Below are 16,799 nucleotides of genomic sequence, written 5' to 3'. Positions count from 1 at the left end.
AGGATTTTGAAGAATATCCGGATCATACGGTGGCGGAGTAAAGGGCCTGGCGGAAAGAAACGACACCCCTCGGAGCCGGCGTAGCGACCACCTTATGGCCACCGTGATCTCTCTGAAGTTCGCCCTGAAACCTGAGACAGCGAACGTCTGAGTGCCGGTTTTCCGGCGTGATCACTATCACCCCTGCCCGCTCCACCCGCATGAATTCAGCCGGACAGCGCGGCAGCTACTCACAGCCATTGTGCCGGTGCCACATGTCCGGATCGTGCCCTTCCGGCACCGCTGAACACCGATCGGACGCGTAGCCGCGCAGAAGATTGTAGGTCTCGATCTGGTCCTGACTGAGGAGCGCCGGCGTCGACAGATGGCGTGACAGATGGATGAAACGGAGCTCGGCCCTTGCCTGCGCCGCGTCCGCAAGGAGCTCGCGAAGCCTCTTTGTGTCCGGGCGTTTTCCGGCGAAGGCATCGCTCAGGGCCGCTTCCGCCAATATCAGCCGCTCGCCTGCCGCAATCGCGTCGGACGTCATGTCCTCGAATATTTGCGCGATGGTGTCGACCTGCTCCGGGGTCAGCGCCAGTTCGTCCTTCAACTCCAGAAGATGCACCGGGCCGGGATGTCCATTCAATTCCGCAGGCAGGGCAAGGCCCCACCCCCGCCCCTGGCGCAACTCTTCAACATCGCGTTCCGACAGGCTTTTGATCTGCCGTTCCTGCATGCCAGCATAGGGAGCCGCAGCTTTCCCATGCGCGTGCTCCTGACCCCAGGCGCACAGGGGCAGCAGCGAAACGGCAAAGACAAGGGTTCTGATCAGTCCGACAGGCATTTCACGTTCCTTTCGACATCCGTGAGGATTGCCAGTAGCAGCAAGCCGGCACTGCACATATGATCACTATCATGTCGATTGATATCGCAGACGTCTTTGCAAATGGGCGGCCCCTGATATTGGAAGCGGGTCAGACCATGTTCAGAACGGCTGACCCCGTCCGCTCGATGTTTTATGTGATGAGCGGAGAGCTGGCCCTCGTACGCCACACCCGCGCCGGAACGCCGCTTGTCCTGAACCGGGCTGTATCAGGCTTTGTGCTTGCAGAGGCATCGGCCTATTCGCAGGTCTATCATTGTGATTGCGTTGCAAGGACCCGATCAAGCCTCCGCTCCCTACCCGTTGCCGAGTTTCACGAGGTGCTGCGCATCTCACCCGATTTGGCCGGGTTGTGGGCCGCTCAACTCGCCGTGTCCCTGCAGAAAGCGCGCATGCTGTCCGAAATCAGATCCTTGAAAACCGTGTCCCAACGGCTCGACGCCTGGTTGACGGACAACGGCAGCCTTCCGCCGAAAGGGCAAATTCAGCACCTCGCGCATATGCTTGGCGTGTCACGCGAGGCGCTCTATCGGGAACTGGCCAAACGGCGCGCGTAGATGCGGTACCGGTGAATGCTCACTGCAGAGCCGTTTGGCCAGTCCTGCCCAGAAAAGCAGGGCGGCCTCTGCCGCCCTGCCCTAACGTGTCTGATCTCGTGCCGGACTACTGGTTGCCCTGGGACCCGGCCGTCATCGCTTCCATGACATTGTCGAGATTGAAGCTTCCCGGTTTCTGGCGCGGCGGGAATTCCTGGAAGCTGGAGAGCCATTGCGCGACATAGGCACCGGCCGGTGCAAAGACGAACATGTGCTCGACCCACCAGCGCTGATATCCCATCGCGTCCTCGGCTTCAGCCCGCTCGAACGGATCCATCCGCAGATTGGTGAGCGACGGCGCCCTGAGAACCTCGAAAGGTGTCGTCCAGACCTTGTAGCCTTCCGCGTGCTGCTTGAGATAGGTGAACTTCCAGTCGTTCCAGCGAAGTGCGGCCACGGACCCGTCGTCGGTCCAGTAGATGAACTCCTCGCGCGGCCAGTCCGCTTCTCCCCTCAGGGCCGGACCGAGATCGTACCCGTCGAGGTGAACCTTGTAGGTGCGTCCGATGGCTTCGACGCCGCCCTCGAGCAACTGGGCCTTGATGTCTGGATCCCCCGCAGCTGCAAGGATAGTGGGCAGCATGTCTTCGTGAGCACCGATTTCGTTGACCACGGTTCCGGGTTCGATCGTGCCGGGCCAGCGGATCAGCGTCGGAACACGGAAGCCACCCTCCCACTGAGTGTTCTTCTCACCCTTGAACATCGTTGTGCCGCCATCCGGCCACGTGAATGTTTCCGCGCCGTTGTCGGAGGAATACATGACGATGGTGTTGTCGGCGATGCCCAGTTCCTCGAGCTTGTCGAGCAACTGGCCGACATGGCCGTCATGTTCCACCATGCCGTCCGCATAGATGCCGTATCCCGTCACACCCTCGCTTTCCTCCTTCAGGTGCGTGAAGATGTGCATCCGTGTCGAATTCCACCACAGAAAGAAGGGCTTGTCCTGGTCGACCGCGCGCTGCATGAAGTCGAGCGCGCCGCTGGTCACTTCCTCATCCACTGTTTCCATGCGCTTGCGGGTGAGCGGCCCCGTGTCTTCGATTGCACCGTCCGCGCTTGACTTGATGACGCCGCGCGGGCCGAACTTTTCCCGGAACGCGGGATCTTTCGGATAGTCCGGGTGCTCCGGTTCCTCCTCCGCATTGAGGTGGTAGAGATTGCCGAAAAACTCGTCGAAACCGTGGTTGGTCGGCAGCATCTCGTCCCGGTCGCCCAGGTGGTTCTTGCCGAACTGACCGGTCACGTAGCCGTGGGTCTTGAGCAGACCGGCAATCGTCGGGTCTTCGATCTGCATGCCCTCCGGTGCACCGGGCAGCCCCACCTTGGTCAGACCGGTCCGCATCGGCGACTGCCCGGTGATGAAGGCAGCCCGCCCTGCGGTGCAGCTTTGCTGGCCGTACCAGTCGGTGAAATAGGCCCCTTCGGCGGCAATCCTGTCGATATTCGGTGTCCGGTACCCCATCATGCCGCGATTGATCGCGCTGATATTGAACTGGCCGATGTCATCTCCCCAGATCACCAGCACGTTCGGCTTGGCACTGTCCTGGGCAATGGCAAGACCCGGCAACGCGGCGGCAATTGCCGCAACCATCAGTCTCCTCAGCATGAAATGATCCTCCTTGATCAGGTTAAAAAATTTCCCAAAGGGAAGATTATCGGCTAACCGCAGATAAAACAGGCCTTTTTCCCGTTTTCTGGCAAGAAAGGCCTTGAAGTGTGCATCACACGTCGGAATGATCGTGATCTGGCGGAATTTGCACGTTTCGAGTGCGCGGCACACTCGGCAGATTTCCTGATCCCCGGTCCGGAACGTGCCCTCGTGGTCTCAGCGCTGTCTGCCCCTAACCCGCCTCTCCGAAGTCGCGCGCCACGTCCTGGGCGATCCGTGCTGCGCGTTCGATCAGTTCGTTCCTGGGCTCGCCGATATAGGTCGCGGTGAAGCGCAGCGGTGTCGCCTGCCAGCCCGGGTCGAAGGTGGTGATCCGCTTCTCTTCGACCAGCCGCCGCCCGAGGACGCGCGGCAGGATGCCGACACCGATGCCGGAGGCCACCATTTCGAACCCGGTCGACAGGGAATTCGTCGGAAAGATCTGGGCGGAACTGCCGTATCTGTCGCGAAGCTCCTGCGTCAGTTCCCGGTGCGGGCGGGAGTTCCGGTTATAGGTGATGACCGGCGTGGTGCTCAGATCCGGTTCCGGCAGGTCGATCGGCCGGTACCAGGACAGCTCGAACGGCGGCAGATCCAGATTGTCGACGCTGTATTCCGAAACCGGACCCATCAGCATCGTCAGGTCGAGCGACCGGTCAAGCAGCATCTCGCGCAGGTTCACGGATATGTCCACCGAAACCTCGATCTTGAGCCTGGGAAACCGGTTGTGCAGCTCCCGGATGAAATCGGGCAGCCAGGTCTGCGCCACGGTCTCGGCGACGCCGAGACGCAAGAGACTGCTGACACTGTCATCCGCCATGACCTCTCCCTTGATGCGCTCCATGATTTCCATGATCTGTTCGGCATGGTTTCTCAGCAGAACGCCCTGGCGGGTCAGCACGACGCCTGTCGACACCCGGCTGAACAGCTCCGTGCCCAGATAGGTTTCAAGGCTGGAAATTCGTGTTGAAACAGCCGGTTGCGAGACATTCAGCTGTTCCGCTGCCCTGCGCACGCCGCCCATGCGCGCGACACTGAGAAAGGTCTTGAGCTGCTCAAAGGTCATGGCGCCTCCCCGCAAAGTGATAAGAAAAATTGATCACCTTGGACAAAAAATCACGATTTGACTTGATAATAGTTAGACCGCAGCATTTTGCCACCGACTTTCGAGGTGGACATGACCAGCGAGCGCGCACAGCTTCCCGACCTGTTCGATATGGACCTTTCGGCCCAGCGCCGGATGATCCGGGACGGGCGCTACAACGGACACACGGCAGGCCTCGCAAAAGGCAATCTGCAGTGCAATCTCGCCATCCTGCCGGCCGGCCTTGCCGATGACTTTCACACCTATTGCCGGCTGAACCCGAAGCCCTGCCCGCTGGCAGGCGTTTCCCGCATCGGCGAACCCGCCATTGCACGCCTCGGCGCTGACGTCGACATCCGGGTGGATGCCGCCCGGTACAACATCTACCGCCACGGGGTACTGGAGCAGCAGGTCAACGATCTGCACGCGTTTTGGCGCGACGATCTCGTCGCCTTCGCCATCGGCTGCTCGTTCACCTTCGAAAACGCCTTGCGCAAGGCAGGCATCGCCATGCGCCATATCGACAGCAACGTGACCGTGCCGATGTTCCTTTCATCGATCGAGACCGCACCCTGCGGACCCTTCAAGGGTGGCATGGTCGTGTCCATGCGCCCGATCGCCGAAAACCGGATCGGTGAAGTGTACGATATCTGCGGGAAGTTTCCGCTTGCCCATGGCGCTCCGGTCCATGTCGGCGATCCGGCCGAAATCGGCATATCCGACCTGAACGCACCTGACTGGGGCGAAGCGGTCGCGTTCGGCCCCGGCGAAGTCCCGGTTTTCTGGGCCTGCGGGGTCACACCGCAAGCGGCGATCATGCGATCGAAACCACCGCTCTCCATCACGCACGCACCGGGTGCGATGCTGATAACAGACGTCTCGGAAACCACTGCCCCGCTTTACGCCTATAACGATAACTAGCTGAAAGATCTGGAAAAACAGAGGATGAACGATATGAACAGACTGGTATTGATGTCCGCGATCTCCATGATCGCGATTTCCGCCGGAACCAACGTCAAGGCCGAGGAGCTTGCCGTCGTCGGCAGCTGGAGCGGGCTACCGCTGCACAAGCAGTATGAAGCGCCGTTCTGGACTGAAAAGCTTCCCGAACTCTCCGGTGGTGACCTGACTGCAGCGCTGACCACGCACGACCAGATGGGGATCGCCGGCGGCGACGTTTTCCGCATGCTCTCCCAGGGCGTGTTCGATGTCGGCATGACGGTGGCGGACTACGCCGTCTCGGACAGCGTTGCGCTGGAAGGCCTGGATGTCCCGTTAATCGCCACGGACGCGGCGACCGCGCAAAAGGCTGTCGAAGCCGCCCGCCCGATGGTCGATGACATCTACAAGGACGTCTTCAACGCCAAGGTGCTCGGGATCGCCCCCTATCCGCCGCAAGTGGTTTTCTGCAATGCCGAGATCGGCTCGCTTGACGACCTGAAGGGCAAGAAGATCCGCGCATCCGGCAGGATGACGGCCAAGTTTCTGGAAGCGCTCGGTGCGGAAGGTGTCAATGTCGGCTTCGGGGAAGTGCCCGGTGCCCTGCAGCGCGGTGTTGTCGATTGCGCCATCACCGGGGCGGGGTCCGGCTACAATGCCGGCTGGTGGGAAGTCTCCACGCATCTCATGCCGCTGCCCCTTGGCGGCTGGGACCCGGTCGTGACCGCGATCAATCTGGACAAGTGGAACTCGCTCTCCGACGCCCAGAAGGCCGCGTTGGAAAAGGGCGTGAAGGAAGGTCTCGAGGCACCGGCCTGGGAAACGGCCCAGAACGCCCTTGAAAACGACGTCGCCTGCCTGACGGGCAACGGCGAATGCCCCTATGGTGATGCGCGCGGCCTGATCCTGGTCGAAGCCAGCGAGGCCGATCAGGCCAAGGCCAAGGAGGTTCTGATCTCCGAAGTGCTTCCGGACTGGGCAGAACGCGCGGGCGGTGACTGGGCGGCACGCTGGAGCGACAGCGTCGGCAAGGTCACCGGTGTGAAACTGGAAAGCAACTGAGGCATTTCCGATGACGTCCCTGGCTCTCGCCCTTCGGCGGATCAATGATCGCGTAGCAATCCTCGTAGGCCTGGTCCTGCTTGCCTGCGTCGCGTTCACGCTCATAGAGATCATTGCACGCCGGCTGGGCGGGTCGCTCGGGGGTGTCGACGAAATCTCCGGCTACGTCATGGCCGTGACAACAAGCTGGGGCATCAGCTACGCCCTGACGGAGCAGGCGCATGTGCGCATCGACCTGCTTCGCCAGCGCCTCGTCCCCATGGGCCGGGCGGTGTTCGACACCATCTCTCTTGCCTGCCTCGCCGGCACCGCGATCATCGTTGCCTGGCGGGGCTGGGGCGTCCTGGAGAAGACGCTGTCGACCGGCGCCCGCGCCAACACGCCGCTTGAAACGCCCCTTTGGCTCCCGCAGTCGCTGTGGTGGGCCGGGTGGGTCTGGTTCGCTCTGTCGGCCTGCGTGCTGCTTGCGTCCGTCCTCGTCAGTTTCCTGAGTTCCGACTACGAAGCCGTGGATGCCGTCGCCGGCGCAAAGGGGGAAGCATGATCGCCTTTACCTCCGTCGGCCTGCTGGGCCTTCTGACGCTCTCCATTCCCGTCGGCATCGTTCTGTTTCTGCTGGCTTTCGGGATCGACGAATTCTTCAGCCCCTTTCCGCTGATGCGCGGGCTGGGCCAGATCGTCTGGTCCTCGTCCAACTCGGCAACCCTGATCGCCATTCCGATGTTCGTGCTTCTGGGCGAGATCCTGGTGCGCAGCGGCGTCGCCCGGCGCACCTACACGGCGCTTGAAAAGTGGGTCGCCTGGATGCCGGGCGGACTGATCCACGCCAACGTCGCGACTTCGACCATGTTCTCGGCTACCTCCGGCTCGTCGGTCGCCACCGCCGCGACGGTGGCAACCGTCGCCATGCCCCAGGCACAGGCACTGGGCTACAATCCGAAACTCTTTTCCGGCGCCATCGCCGCCGGTGGAACGCTCGGCATCATGATCCCGCCCTCGATCAACCTGATCGTGTACGGGTTTCTGACCGAGAGCTCGATCCCGCAGCTGTTCCTCGCCGGATTGATTCCGGGCCTCTTCCTTGCCGGGCTGTTCATGCTGATCACGGTGATCATCTGCGTGTTCAAGCCTTCCCTGGGCGGCCCGCGCCAATCCAGCACCTTGAAGGAAAAACTCGACGGCCTCGCGGATCTTCTGCCGATCTTTGGGCTCTTTGCCGCGATCGTCGGCTCGATCTATGCCGGATGGGCCACACCCACGGAGGCGGCCACGGTCGGCGTTGCCATCGCGCTCCTGATCGCCGCGCATCAGCGGGCGCTGAACTGGGAGATGCTGCAGGACGCGCTGCGCGGATCCGTCAAGACCTCCGCGATGATCATGCTGGTCGTCATCGGCGCCTACGTGCTCAACTTCGCCCTGACCGCGGCCGGCGTCAGCCGCGCGCTTCAGGACGTCTTGTCCGGCCTGGGATTGGGTCCGCTGGAGACGCTGCTGGTGATCATCCTGATTTACATCGTGCTTGGCTTCTTCATAGAGACTCTCTCCCTGATGGTCGCGACGATCCCGATCGTCGTGCCGATCATCGTGCAGCTTGGCTACGACAAGATCTGGTTCGGCATCCTGATGATCATTCTGGTGGAGATGGCCCTGATCACGCCGCCGGTCGGGCTCAACCTCTACGTGGTTCAGGCCGCCCGCAAATCCGGCAGTTTCAGCGACGTCATGCTCGGCTGCATTCCCTACGCGCTTGCCATGCTGGCAATGGTGGGCCTGCTCATCCTCATGCCACAGCTCGCCCTGTCCCTGCCGTCAACCCTCTAAGAGAACCGCTCATGAAATTTCAGACCGAAACCGGAGTGCTGGAAAGCACTCCCGAAAAGCTCATCGTGGCCGGCTGGACCGGCCGCGACCGGGCCGCTGTTGACCATCACATAGAAGAACTTGCCGCGATTGGGGTTCCCGCGCCTTCAGGCGTTCCGCTTTACTACCAGTGCACCCCCGCCCTGCTGACACAGGAAACTCGGATCCAGACACTTGGCGAGCAGACATCGGGAGAAGCCGAACCTTTTCTGCTCAAGCAGGATGGCAGGGTCTGGCTCGGCCTTGCATCGGATCACACGGATCGCGCTCTGGAAGCCCACTCCGTCGCCGCCTCCAAGCAGATCTGCGCGAAACCGGTCGCGGATGTCCTTTGGCCGTTTGAAGCGGTCAGCCCGCATCTTGACGATCTTGTGCTCAAATCGTGGATTGAAGAAGCGGGAAGCTGGGTTCCCTATCAGGACGGAAAACTCGCTTCGATCCTGCCGCTTGAACAGCTCATGCAGGGAGCCCCGCTCACGGACGGCACCGCCATGCTGTGCGGAACGCTTCCGGCGATCGGCGGCGTGCGTCCCGCCCCCGGATTCAGAATGTCGCTGAGCGATCCGGTGCGCGGCCACTCCATTGACTGGAGCTACCGAACGGCTACTCTCCGCATCATCTCGTGACGCCCTTCCCGCCTTCTTCGCCATCACAGGACTGCCCCGAATGAGCGCATCATTTCCCTGGACACCAGACACGGCTGCGAGCCGTCTTGAGACCACTCTGGAACGCGCGGCTGGCGACCCCGCGGCCGAGGCGGTGTTCCTGAAGCTGCTCGAAAACCGGGCGCGAAGCCAGGCAACCACGGCAGCTGAAGCCGGGAGCCCGCTTGCCGGAGCCCTGATCAGCGTGAAGGCGCTCTTCGATGTTGAAGGCGAGACGACGACCAGTGCGACCCGCGTCCTTGCCGGTGATCCGCCTGCAACGGCAGATGCACCCGCCATCGCGCGCCTCGATGCAGCAGGCGGTGTCTTTGTCGGCCTCACCAACATGTCCGAGTTCGCCTATTCCGGATTGGGGCTCAATCCGCACCATGGAACGCCTCGAAACCCCGCCTATCCCGGCTGTGCGCCGGGCGGGTCGACAAGCGGTGGTGCCGTTTCGGTGGCCCTCGGATTGTGCGACATCGCAATCGGCAGCGACACCGGCGGGTCCTTGCGCATTCCTGCCGCCTTCACCGGCATCACCGGCTTCAAGCCGACCCAGAGTTCCGTCACGATGGTCGGCGGCAAACCGCTCTCCGACAGTCTCGACAGTTTCGGCCCCATGGCGAAATCGGTCGCCGCATGTGAGCTTGCCTGGCAGGTTATGGCGGCGAAAGACACGGTTCCCGCCGACCCCGGCCCGGTGCGGCTGATCGTTCCCGCCAATTTCGGTTTCACCGAGATGGATGACGTTGTTGCAGACGGTTTCAGGGCAGTCGTGAAAGCGCTTCAGGAGATGGGGCTGGAAATCGTCGAGCGGGAGATTGCCGCCATGTCGCTCTATGACAGCGTCCCCCCCTGGCACATGACCTCGGTGGAATCGCGCGCCCACTACGAGCCGCATTTTCAGGCATCGGCGGACCAGTTCGATCCGCGCGTTCATGCACGGATGCGCCGGGCCGAAGAAATCTCGGCGGTGGAGTACCGGCAGACACTGAACAGGCGTCAGCATTTCATCGCGACCTTCCGGGATGAGATCGGCAAAGACATGCTGCTCTTGCCGACCACGCCCAGGCTGCCGCCGCGAATTGAAGAGCTTGCCGACGATGACGCCTTCAACCGCCTGAATCTTCTCGCGCTTCGCAACCCGTCCCTCGCCAATGTCGCCGATGCCTGCGCCATAGCCATGCCGTACCGGCACGCGGACAGCACATTGAGTGCCATGCTCGTCGCTGCCGGCGGACGGGACGCCGATCTGCTCGCCTGCGCCAAGGCTGTCGAGGCCGGTCTGCAGACCCTGTGAGCACGGCGGCGGATACTTCCGGCACGAGGCCGCCGGCTCCGCACGTCAACCGGTCTCTCAGACGAAGGCGAAGTCGTCGGCCTGAAGAACGGTTCCGTTCGAAAACTCGAAGTTCTCGATATGGGTGCCGAGATCGTTGATCCGCACCTGCCCCGCCCCGCTGGCCCAGGTGAGCAGCATGTTGCTGTCGCTATCGGTGGACGCTTCGACATCCGAAACCCTCAGATCCTTGAACAGCAGCGTGTCGATGCCCTTGCCGACAAGCTCGACGATATCGATGAAGCCGCCATCAGAGGAAACGACATAGCTGTCGTTGCCCGCCTCTCCCTCCAGCTTCTGCCAGCCGCCCGAGGACCCGCCTGCATCCAGCGTGTCGTTGCCCGACCCGCCGATCAGCGTGTCCGTACCACCGTTGCCCTTCAGGAAATCATTGCCGCCACCGCCGTTCATCCAGTAGTCGACACCGGCCTCGTTGCCGACAACGCGGTCGTTCTTTTCCGCGCCCTGGAACTCCTCGAACCCGTACCAGGAAAGGCCGGAAGTGTTGAACTTGGAGCCGGACTCGATGATCAGCTTGTCCCGGCCGCTCCCGCCGATGTCTCTTGGTGTGCCGTTGTCCCAGAAGACATCACCGCTGCCGTAGTAGATCGTGTCGTTTCCCGAACCACCGGAGACGGTGTCACTGCCCCAGCCCCCACGAAGGAAGTCGTTGCCGCCGCCACCGATGAGTTCGTCATCGCCGCCGCTGCCGATCAGCGTATCGTTGCCGCCGCCACCATCAAGGACGTAGTTCACCGTGTCGTCATTTCCGGCGACCCTGTCATTGCGCCCCGCCCCGATGAACTTCTCGAAGCCGTACCAGGACAGGCCGCTGGTATTGAAGACCGATCCGCTCTCCATGACCAGCGTGTCGATCCCGCTTCCGCCGACATCCTGGGGGGTTCCATTCACCCAGAACTTGTCACCGTTGGTATAGTAGACCGTGTCGTTGCCAGCCCCGCCGGACATGGTGTCATTGCCATAGCCACCGCGCAGGATGTCATTGCCCCCGCCGCCGATCAGGTCGTCATCGCCGTTGTTGCCCAGAAGCGTGTTGTCAGCGCTGTTTCCGATCAGGTTGTCATTGCCGCTGCCCCCATGGGCATTTTCGATGATCGTTCCGCGCGCGACAATCAGATTGCCGGTCAGCCCGCCCACATTCGAAATGGCTTCCTGGTTGAGATCGATCCGCTGATTTGCGCCGTAGTGGGAAAAGTCGAACAGATCCGTTCCACCATTGTCATAGATCGTCATCGCAGCCGTTTGATTTGAATCGAAAAACGTCTCCAGATAGCCGCCGGCATTCGAGTTGTTTCCGTAGACCGTTGCGCCGGTGCGAATGCTGGTCGGTACGCCGTAAAGATCCTGAACCGCGATGATGTCGGCCACCATCGGCGTTATCACGTAGGCGTAGCTCGCATTGATAAAGGTGTTCTCGGTCTGGCTGAAATAGGACATCACCGTCGCTTGCCAGGAATCGTTCTGATAGTGGTTGTCGACCCCGTAGGTGGCCGAACCGTTGTAATTTCCGCCGTGCCGAAGGCCGAGCGCGTGACCGATCTCGTGGATATAGGTCTGGAACGAATAGCTGTTTATGCTCGTGCCGTACGAATTCAGCCAGCTTTTGGAAACGTTGACGTCGGCGGAGATCAGATCGCCATTGCTCCACCAGGAAAAGCTGGCATAGGCACCTGAATTTTCGTCATCGAACGTGATCTGGGCACCGCTCGAGACGAAGGCGAAGTTGAGACCGGTCACGTTTTCCCAGGCTTCGAGTGCATTGGTGGCGAGAAACTTGCCCGCGCTCGTCAATCCCGTGATGTCGACCGTGATCGTGTCGCCCGGCCCCGCATCGAACGAGATCGGAGCCCCGCTGGAAGTCTCCCGGGTCAGTTGATCCGCAATCTGGTCGTTGCTGAAAACAGGCAGCGGCGCGGACGAGACACCGGATCCGCCGGCCGACGGATCTGCCGCCGGTCCGGTGCCGTCATCGCAACTGAACCCGGCTACGATGGGGATGTCTTCGGTACGGCCGGTCGCGAAACACAATTCACACATGTCGAACTACCTCTTGGTATTTTGAACCGATGAATCGCCATTGTCGCGGCGCCCGGCCACAAGGGGTGAAGCGAACCGATTCTGAAGCGTCACTTCACCCAGCGCCACAAGTCTATTTTCAAACGGAAGTGAGGGAATTCCCCGTTCCGGAAGCGATTCACCGATCAACGCTAAAGATAGCGCTCTACGCTCACAAGTAAAAAATAAAATCAATTACGAAAAGCAAAACAAAAACAAAATTCAACTCACTCAAAATCAAAGAATTTACATTGAAATTCAAAACAAAAACGAAGAAACTAAAAATCGTATACGTAGAAAATGCCGCAATCAGCGCATAGCTTGATACTGCTTGTGTCGGAGTGGCGGCGTCCATCGGCCGTCAATGCCTTGCAAAAATCGCAATTGCTGTGATCTGTTCGACCAAGATGACGATTGCTTCGGGAAACGCATGAGGGCTGATTCCATGACGAGGATTGCAGGGTCGATTGTTGCGCTTGCCTGCGCGTTCGCCTTGGGTGTCTGGATATCCGCGACCGGGCTGATCCCGGGAAGGGACGAAGAGGCCGGTCAACAAGAAACGGCTCAGGCCGCGAACAGCGGCAGTTCGACCGAGCAGACGTTTCCGAGCAACGCCATTGTCGTGACAACGGCGGATGTCGCGTTCACCCCTCCGCGCTCGAGGATCCAGTCAATCGGAACGGGAAAGGCGATCCGCCTGATCCACGTGACGGCGGATGTCGCCGGCACCGTTGAAGAAATCCACGTTCAGCCGAACACCGATGTCAGCGCAGGTGATCCGATCGTCACCCTGGAGCGCAAGACCCAGGAAATCATCCTCGACAGCGCCAAGGCCGAGCTTGAGCAGCAGTCGGCATCGTTCAACAGGTATCAGACACTCCTGAGCCAGAGCAGCAACGCCGTTTCGCAGGCACAGGTCGATGAGGCCCGTGCGTCTCTCGCGGTCGCCGAAGCCAAGGTCGCCGAGGCCCAGTACGAATATGATCGAAGGGTGATCAGGGCCCCGTTCTCCGGCCGGATCAATCTCAATGATCTCACGGTCGGCAGCTATCTTTCGCAAGGGTCTGAAATTGTTACTCTGGTCGATGCCAGCAGTCTTCTCGTCGAATTCACGGTGCCCGAGACCGCCATCAGCCAGATCAGCACGGGCGTTCCGGTGCGCCTGACGACGCCGGCCCTCGTCGGGCGTGTCTTCAATGGCGAAATCACCGCATTCGACAGCTCGATCGACGAGGAATTCCGCACGGTGCGTGTGCGCGCGCAGGTCAAGAACCCGGAGAATGTTCTTTTGCCGGGCATGACGTTCAGCGTCAGCCTCGCCAGTGCCGATACCCCGATGCCGATGGTTCCGGCCGTTTCGATCCTCTGGAGCCCGAACGGGGCCTATGTCTGGAAGCTTGCCGCCGACAACGCGCCTGAAAGGATCGACGTCGTGCTACGCCACAGGCTCGGGGACAGTGTCTGGCTGGAGGCCGATCTCGCCGAAGGCGACGTCGTCGTGAAGGACGGCGCTTTCAAGGTCAGCCAGGGCGTGTCCGTCGCCGTCGAGGTCGCGGAGCACACCGATGGATGATCTGCCGCCGCACCAGATGACGCGGGAGCGGCTCGGCTTCGCGGCAACCTTCGTCGGCCGTCCGATCCTGGCGCTTGTGCTCAACCTGCTCGTGATCATAGCGGGCATTACCGCACTGAACGGTGTGGAGGTCCGGGAGCTTCCGAACGTCTCCAGTCCGGTCATATCGGTGCGCGCCACCTATCCCGGTGCTGCCGCGAGCACGGTCGATTCCGAAGTGACCAGCGTTCTGGAAGACGCGCTCGCGCGGCTGGAAGGGCTCGAAAACATATCCGCGACGTCGTCCTATGGCAGCGCCAGCCTCACGCTGGAACTCAACGCCTCGACCGATGTGACCAACGCGGCGAATGACGCCAGGGATCTCGTCTCCCGGGCCCAGCGCAATCTGCCCGACGATGTCGAAGACCCGACGGTGCAGAAAAGCGATGCGGATGCGGACCCGATCATGCGCCTCGCCCTCAGCGGGACGCTGCCGCTGACGGAGCTGACATCGCTCGCGGAGGGCATCGTGTCGGATCGGCTGCTGTCGATCGACGGCGTGTCGGAAGTTCAGGTCGCAGGCGACTACGCCCGGATCATGCGCGTTACCTTCTTCCCCGTCGCGCTTGCCAGCCGCGGCATTTCCCTTGCCGACATGCGCACTGCCCTTGCCAGCGCCAACCTGGATATTCCGCTGGGAGCGCTGGAAACCGGCACCCAGGAGCTCGTAGTCAGATCCGTCGCTTCGACCACGACAGAGGCCGAGATCTCTGCGATCCGCCTCAACCGCGAGACGGTGATCGGAGACGTCGCCTTTGTTCAGTTCACGTCCGACGACCCGTCGGTCATCACCCGAATAAACGGCCAACCGGCCGTCGGGCTGAACATCATTCGCCAGTCCCATGCCAACACGCTGTCGATTTCCAATGCCGCACGCATTGCCGTTGCCGGATTGCAGGAAGACCTGCCGGACGGCGCGCACCTGATGATCGTGGCCGATGACGGGGTCTTCGTGGAGCGGTCCATTTCGGGCGTCGTCACGAGTATTGCTATGGCCATCGTCATCGTGGTGGCGGTCATCTTCCTGTTCCTGCGCTCGCTTCGGGCGGTCGTGGTGCCTGCCGTCGCCGTTCCGATTGCCCTGACCGGCACCCTCGGCGCGATCTGGGCGGCGGGCTTTTCCGTCAACACGATCACGCTGCTTGCCCTCGTTCTGGCCACGGGCATGGTCGTCGACGATGCCATTGTCGTTCTGGAAAACATCGTGCGCCGCCGCAAACAGGGCCTCGGCGCATTCGCGGCGGCCGCCGTCGGAACCCGGGAGGTGTTTTTCGCCGTCATTTCGACGACGGCCACGCTCGCCGCCGTCTTCATTCCGATTTCTTTTCTTCCCGGACAGGCAGGCGGCATCTTCGGTGAATTCGGCTTTGTTCTGGCATTCTCCGTTGCCCTGTCCTCCTTCGTCGCGCTCACATTGGCCCCGGCCCTCTGCTCTTTCGTCGATCCGGGAAAACCGGACGGAAAGCGTGAACGGAGCGAAAAGGCAGAAGGCGAAAGCGCATTTCTGACAGGTTTCGGCAACCTGATCGGTTTCATTCTGAAGGCCCGCTACCTTGTCCTTTTTGGCGCGCTGGCCTTTGCCGGAGGATCCCTGGCGCTTTACGGCTCCCTCCCCCAGGAAATTACGCCATCCGAAGATCGCGGCACGGTGATGATCGCCCTCCGGACTCCTTCCTCCGCGAGCCTCGACTACACCAGCCGGCAGGTGGCCCGGGTTGAAAAAATCCTGGAACCGCTCGTCGCCTCCGGTGAGGTCGTGGCAGTTCAGTCGCTGATCGGGCTGCGATCGACGAGTTTCGCCCTTGTCTTCGTCCGGCTGGCGCCCTGGGAGGAGCGTGCACGCAGCCAGCAGGAAATCGCGGCCCAGATACAGGGTCCGGTCAGCCGTATACCAGGGGCTTTCATCGCCTTGCGCGCCTCCAACAGCCTTGGCATCCGCGGTGCCGGACGGGGTGTCCAGTTCGCCGTTGTCGGCAAGGAATACGATGTCTTGGGCGATCTCGCGGGCGAGTTGATCGCGAAAATGGAGGGTGATCCGACATTTGCCAACGCCCAGCTTGTCAACGAGGTCAACCAGCCGCAACTGCTCTTGGAGGTCGATCGCGACCAGGCGGCAAACCTGGACATCGAACCAAGGGACGTGATCGAGACACTCAACACGGTCATTGAAGGCAACAAGGCGTCGGAGATCTTCCTGAACAACGAAACGGTCGAGGTCCGGCTGGAACTCGGCGGGCGGCCGATCAACGACCAGGGCGATCTCGAAAACACGTTCCTGCGCGCCGGCAACGGCCAGTTTGTGCCGATTTCGTCTGTCGCAACGCTGTCCGTTGCCGCCTCGGCCTCCACCTTGAGCCGCGAAGCGCGCGAGCGCGCCGTGACGGCGCAGGCCAATCTGGGAAGCGGCGTGGATCTTGGAACCGCGGTCGACCGGCTGAAGGAAATCGCCCCGGACATCCTCGGCAACGAGGGGCGCCTGGTGTTTCTCGGTGAGGCCGCCACGCTTGAAACGGGTGAGACGACCACGCTGCTGGTGTTCGCAGCGGCTATCCTGATTGTCTTCCTGGTGCTCTCCGCACAGTTCGAAAGCTTTTCCAGCTCCCTGATCATCCTGATCACCGTTCCATGCGGCCTCGGAACGGCACTCCTGGCGATTCTGATCTCCGGTGGAAGTCTCAACTATTACAGCCAGATCGGCCTCGTGATCCTTGTCGGCATCATGGCGAAGAACGGCATCCTGATCGTCGAATTCGCCAATCAGCTCCGCCAGCAGGGCGAGGACGTGGACACCGCCATCCGCAACGCCATGCGGATCAGGCTGAAACCGGTGATGATGACGATGGCATCGACCGTCGCCGGCAGTATCCCGCTGGTGCTGGCAAGCGGCGCAGGCGCGGAGGCGAGAACCGCCGTCGGCTGGGTCGTTGTGGGTGGGCTGGGCCTTGCCACCATCTTCACCCTGTTCCTGACACCGGCGGTCTACCGGATCATCGCGGGATGGTCGCAGCCGCCGGGCGCTTCGGAAAAACGCCTTGCAGAGGAACTGGAGGGCGGCAATGCCGCCTGACGCG

13 protein-coding genes are annotated in these 16,799 nt (G+C 61.5%); 9 read left to right on the top strand and 4 right to left on the bottom strand.

Going from position 1 to position 16,799, the window contains the following annotated elements; genetic code table 11:
* Positions 1-226 precede the first annotated feature (226 nt).
* Entirely contained in the window at positions 227-826 is a 600-nt protein-coding gene (locus ACO08A_RS21630; protein ID WP_422037974.1) for a hypothetical protein, read from the bottom strand.
* 71 nt (positions 827-897) lie between these two features.
* Between ACO08A_RS21630 and ACO08A_RS21625 the strand changes: the two genes are divergently transcribed.
* Entirely contained in the window at positions 898-1,422 is a 525-nt protein-coding gene (locus tag ACO08A_RS21625) for a Crp/Fnr family transcriptional regulator (RefSeq protein WP_422037973.1), read from the top strand.
* 106 nt (positions 1,423-1,528) lie between these two features.
* Here ACO08A_RS21625 and ACO08A_RS21620 read toward each other — a convergent pair whose 3' ends face one another.
* Complete coding sequence (locus ACO08A_RS21620; RefSeq protein WP_422037972.1) at positions 1,529-3,067, bottom strand: arylsulfatase; 1,539 nt, start codon at positions 3,065-3,067, stop codon at positions 1,529-1,531.
* 235 nt (positions 3,068-3,302) lie between these two features.
* Positions 3,303-4,175 (bottom strand): LysR family transcriptional regulator, encoded by an 873-nt coding sequence (locus ACO08A_RS21615; RefSeq protein WP_319382815.1) that lies wholly within the window; start codon positions 4,173-4,175, stop codon positions 3,303-3,305.
* Between the two features lie 111 nt (positions 4,176-4,286).
* On the opposite strand from ACO08A_RS21615, the gene ACO08A_RS21610 reads away from it, so the two are divergent.
* The 6 genes from ACO08A_RS21610 to ACO08A_RS21585 are packed head-to-tail and all read left to right on the top strand — an operon-like array spanning position 4,287 to position 10,001.
* The gene (locus ACO08A_RS21610) at positions 4,287-5,114 is read left to right on the top strand and encodes a putative hydro-lyase (protein ID WP_422037971.1); all 828 of its coding nucleotides are present in this window, start codon (positions 4,287-4,289) and stop codon (positions 5,112-5,114) included.
* A 33-nt stretch (positions 5,115-5,147) separates the two neighbouring features.
* Positions 5,148-6,194, top strand: a complete 1,047-nt coding sequence (locus ACO08A_RS21605; protein ID WP_422037970.1) for a TRAP transporter substrate-binding protein — start codon at positions 5,148-5,150, stop codon at positions 6,192-6,194.
* Positions 6,195-6,204: 10 nt separating this feature from the next.
* Complete coding sequence (locus tag ACO08A_RS21600) at positions 6,205-6,738, top strand: TRAP transporter small permease subunit (RefSeq protein WP_422037969.1); 534 nt, start codon at positions 6,205-6,207, stop codon at positions 6,736-6,738.
* Positions 6,735-8,015 carry a TRAP transporter large permease gene (locus ACO08A_RS21595; protein WP_422037968.1) on the top strand — a complete coding sequence of 427 codons (1,281 nt, stop codon included), beginning with the start codon at positions 6,735-6,737 and terminating at the stop codon, positions 8,013-8,015. Before ACO08A_RS21600 ends, ACO08A_RS21595 begins: the two co-directional genes overlap by 4 nt.
* 11 nt (positions 8,016-8,026) lie before the next feature.
* The gene (locus ACO08A_RS21590) at positions 8,027-8,680 is read left to right on the top strand and encodes a DUF2848 domain-containing protein (RefSeq protein ID WP_422037967.1); all 654 of its coding nucleotides are present in this window, start codon (positions 8,027-8,029) and stop codon (positions 8,678-8,680) included.
* Positions 8,681-8,720: 40 nt separating this feature from the next.
* A complete protein-coding gene (locus tag ACO08A_RS21585) occupies positions 8,721-10,001 on the top strand; it encodes an amidase family protein (protein WP_422037966.1) in 1,281 nt (426 codons plus the stop codon).
* Between the two features lie 57 nt (positions 10,002-10,058).
* Here ACO08A_RS21585 and ACO08A_RS21580 read toward each other — a convergent pair whose 3' ends face one another.
* Positions 10,059-12,098: a M10 family metallopeptidase C-terminal domain-containing protein gene (locus ACO08A_RS21580; protein ID WP_422037965.1), complete on the bottom strand. Its 2,040-nt coding sequence runs from the start codon at positions 12,096-12,098 to the stop codon at positions 10,059-10,061.
* Positions 12,099-12,561: 463 nt separating this feature from the next.
* On the opposite strand from ACO08A_RS21580, the gene ACO08A_RS21575 reads away from it, so the two are divergent.
* Together ACO08A_RS21575 and ACO08A_RS21570 are read left to right on the top strand one after the other, a co-directional pair.
* A complete protein-coding gene (locus tag ACO08A_RS21575) occupies positions 12,562-13,689 on the top strand; it encodes an efflux RND transporter periplasmic adaptor subunit (protein WP_422037964.1) in 1,128 nt (375 codons plus the stop codon).
* Positions 13,682-16,795 carry an efflux RND transporter permease subunit gene (locus ACO08A_RS21570; protein WP_422037963.1) on the top strand — a complete coding sequence of 1,038 codons (3,114 nt, stop codon included), beginning with the start codon at positions 13,682-13,684 and terminating at the stop codon, positions 16,793-16,795. The genes ACO08A_RS21575 and ACO08A_RS21570 overlap by 8 nt, the downstream gene beginning before the upstream one ends.
* Positions 16,796-16,799: the final 4 nt, after the last annotated feature.

The sequence above is a fragment of the Roseibium sp. genome (assembly GCF_965232425.1).
Taxonomy (GTDB): Bacteria; Pseudomonadota; Alphaproteobacteria; order Rhizobiales; family Stappiaceae; genus Roseibium.
This window is presented reverse-complemented; position numbering and strand designations above follow the sequence as displayed.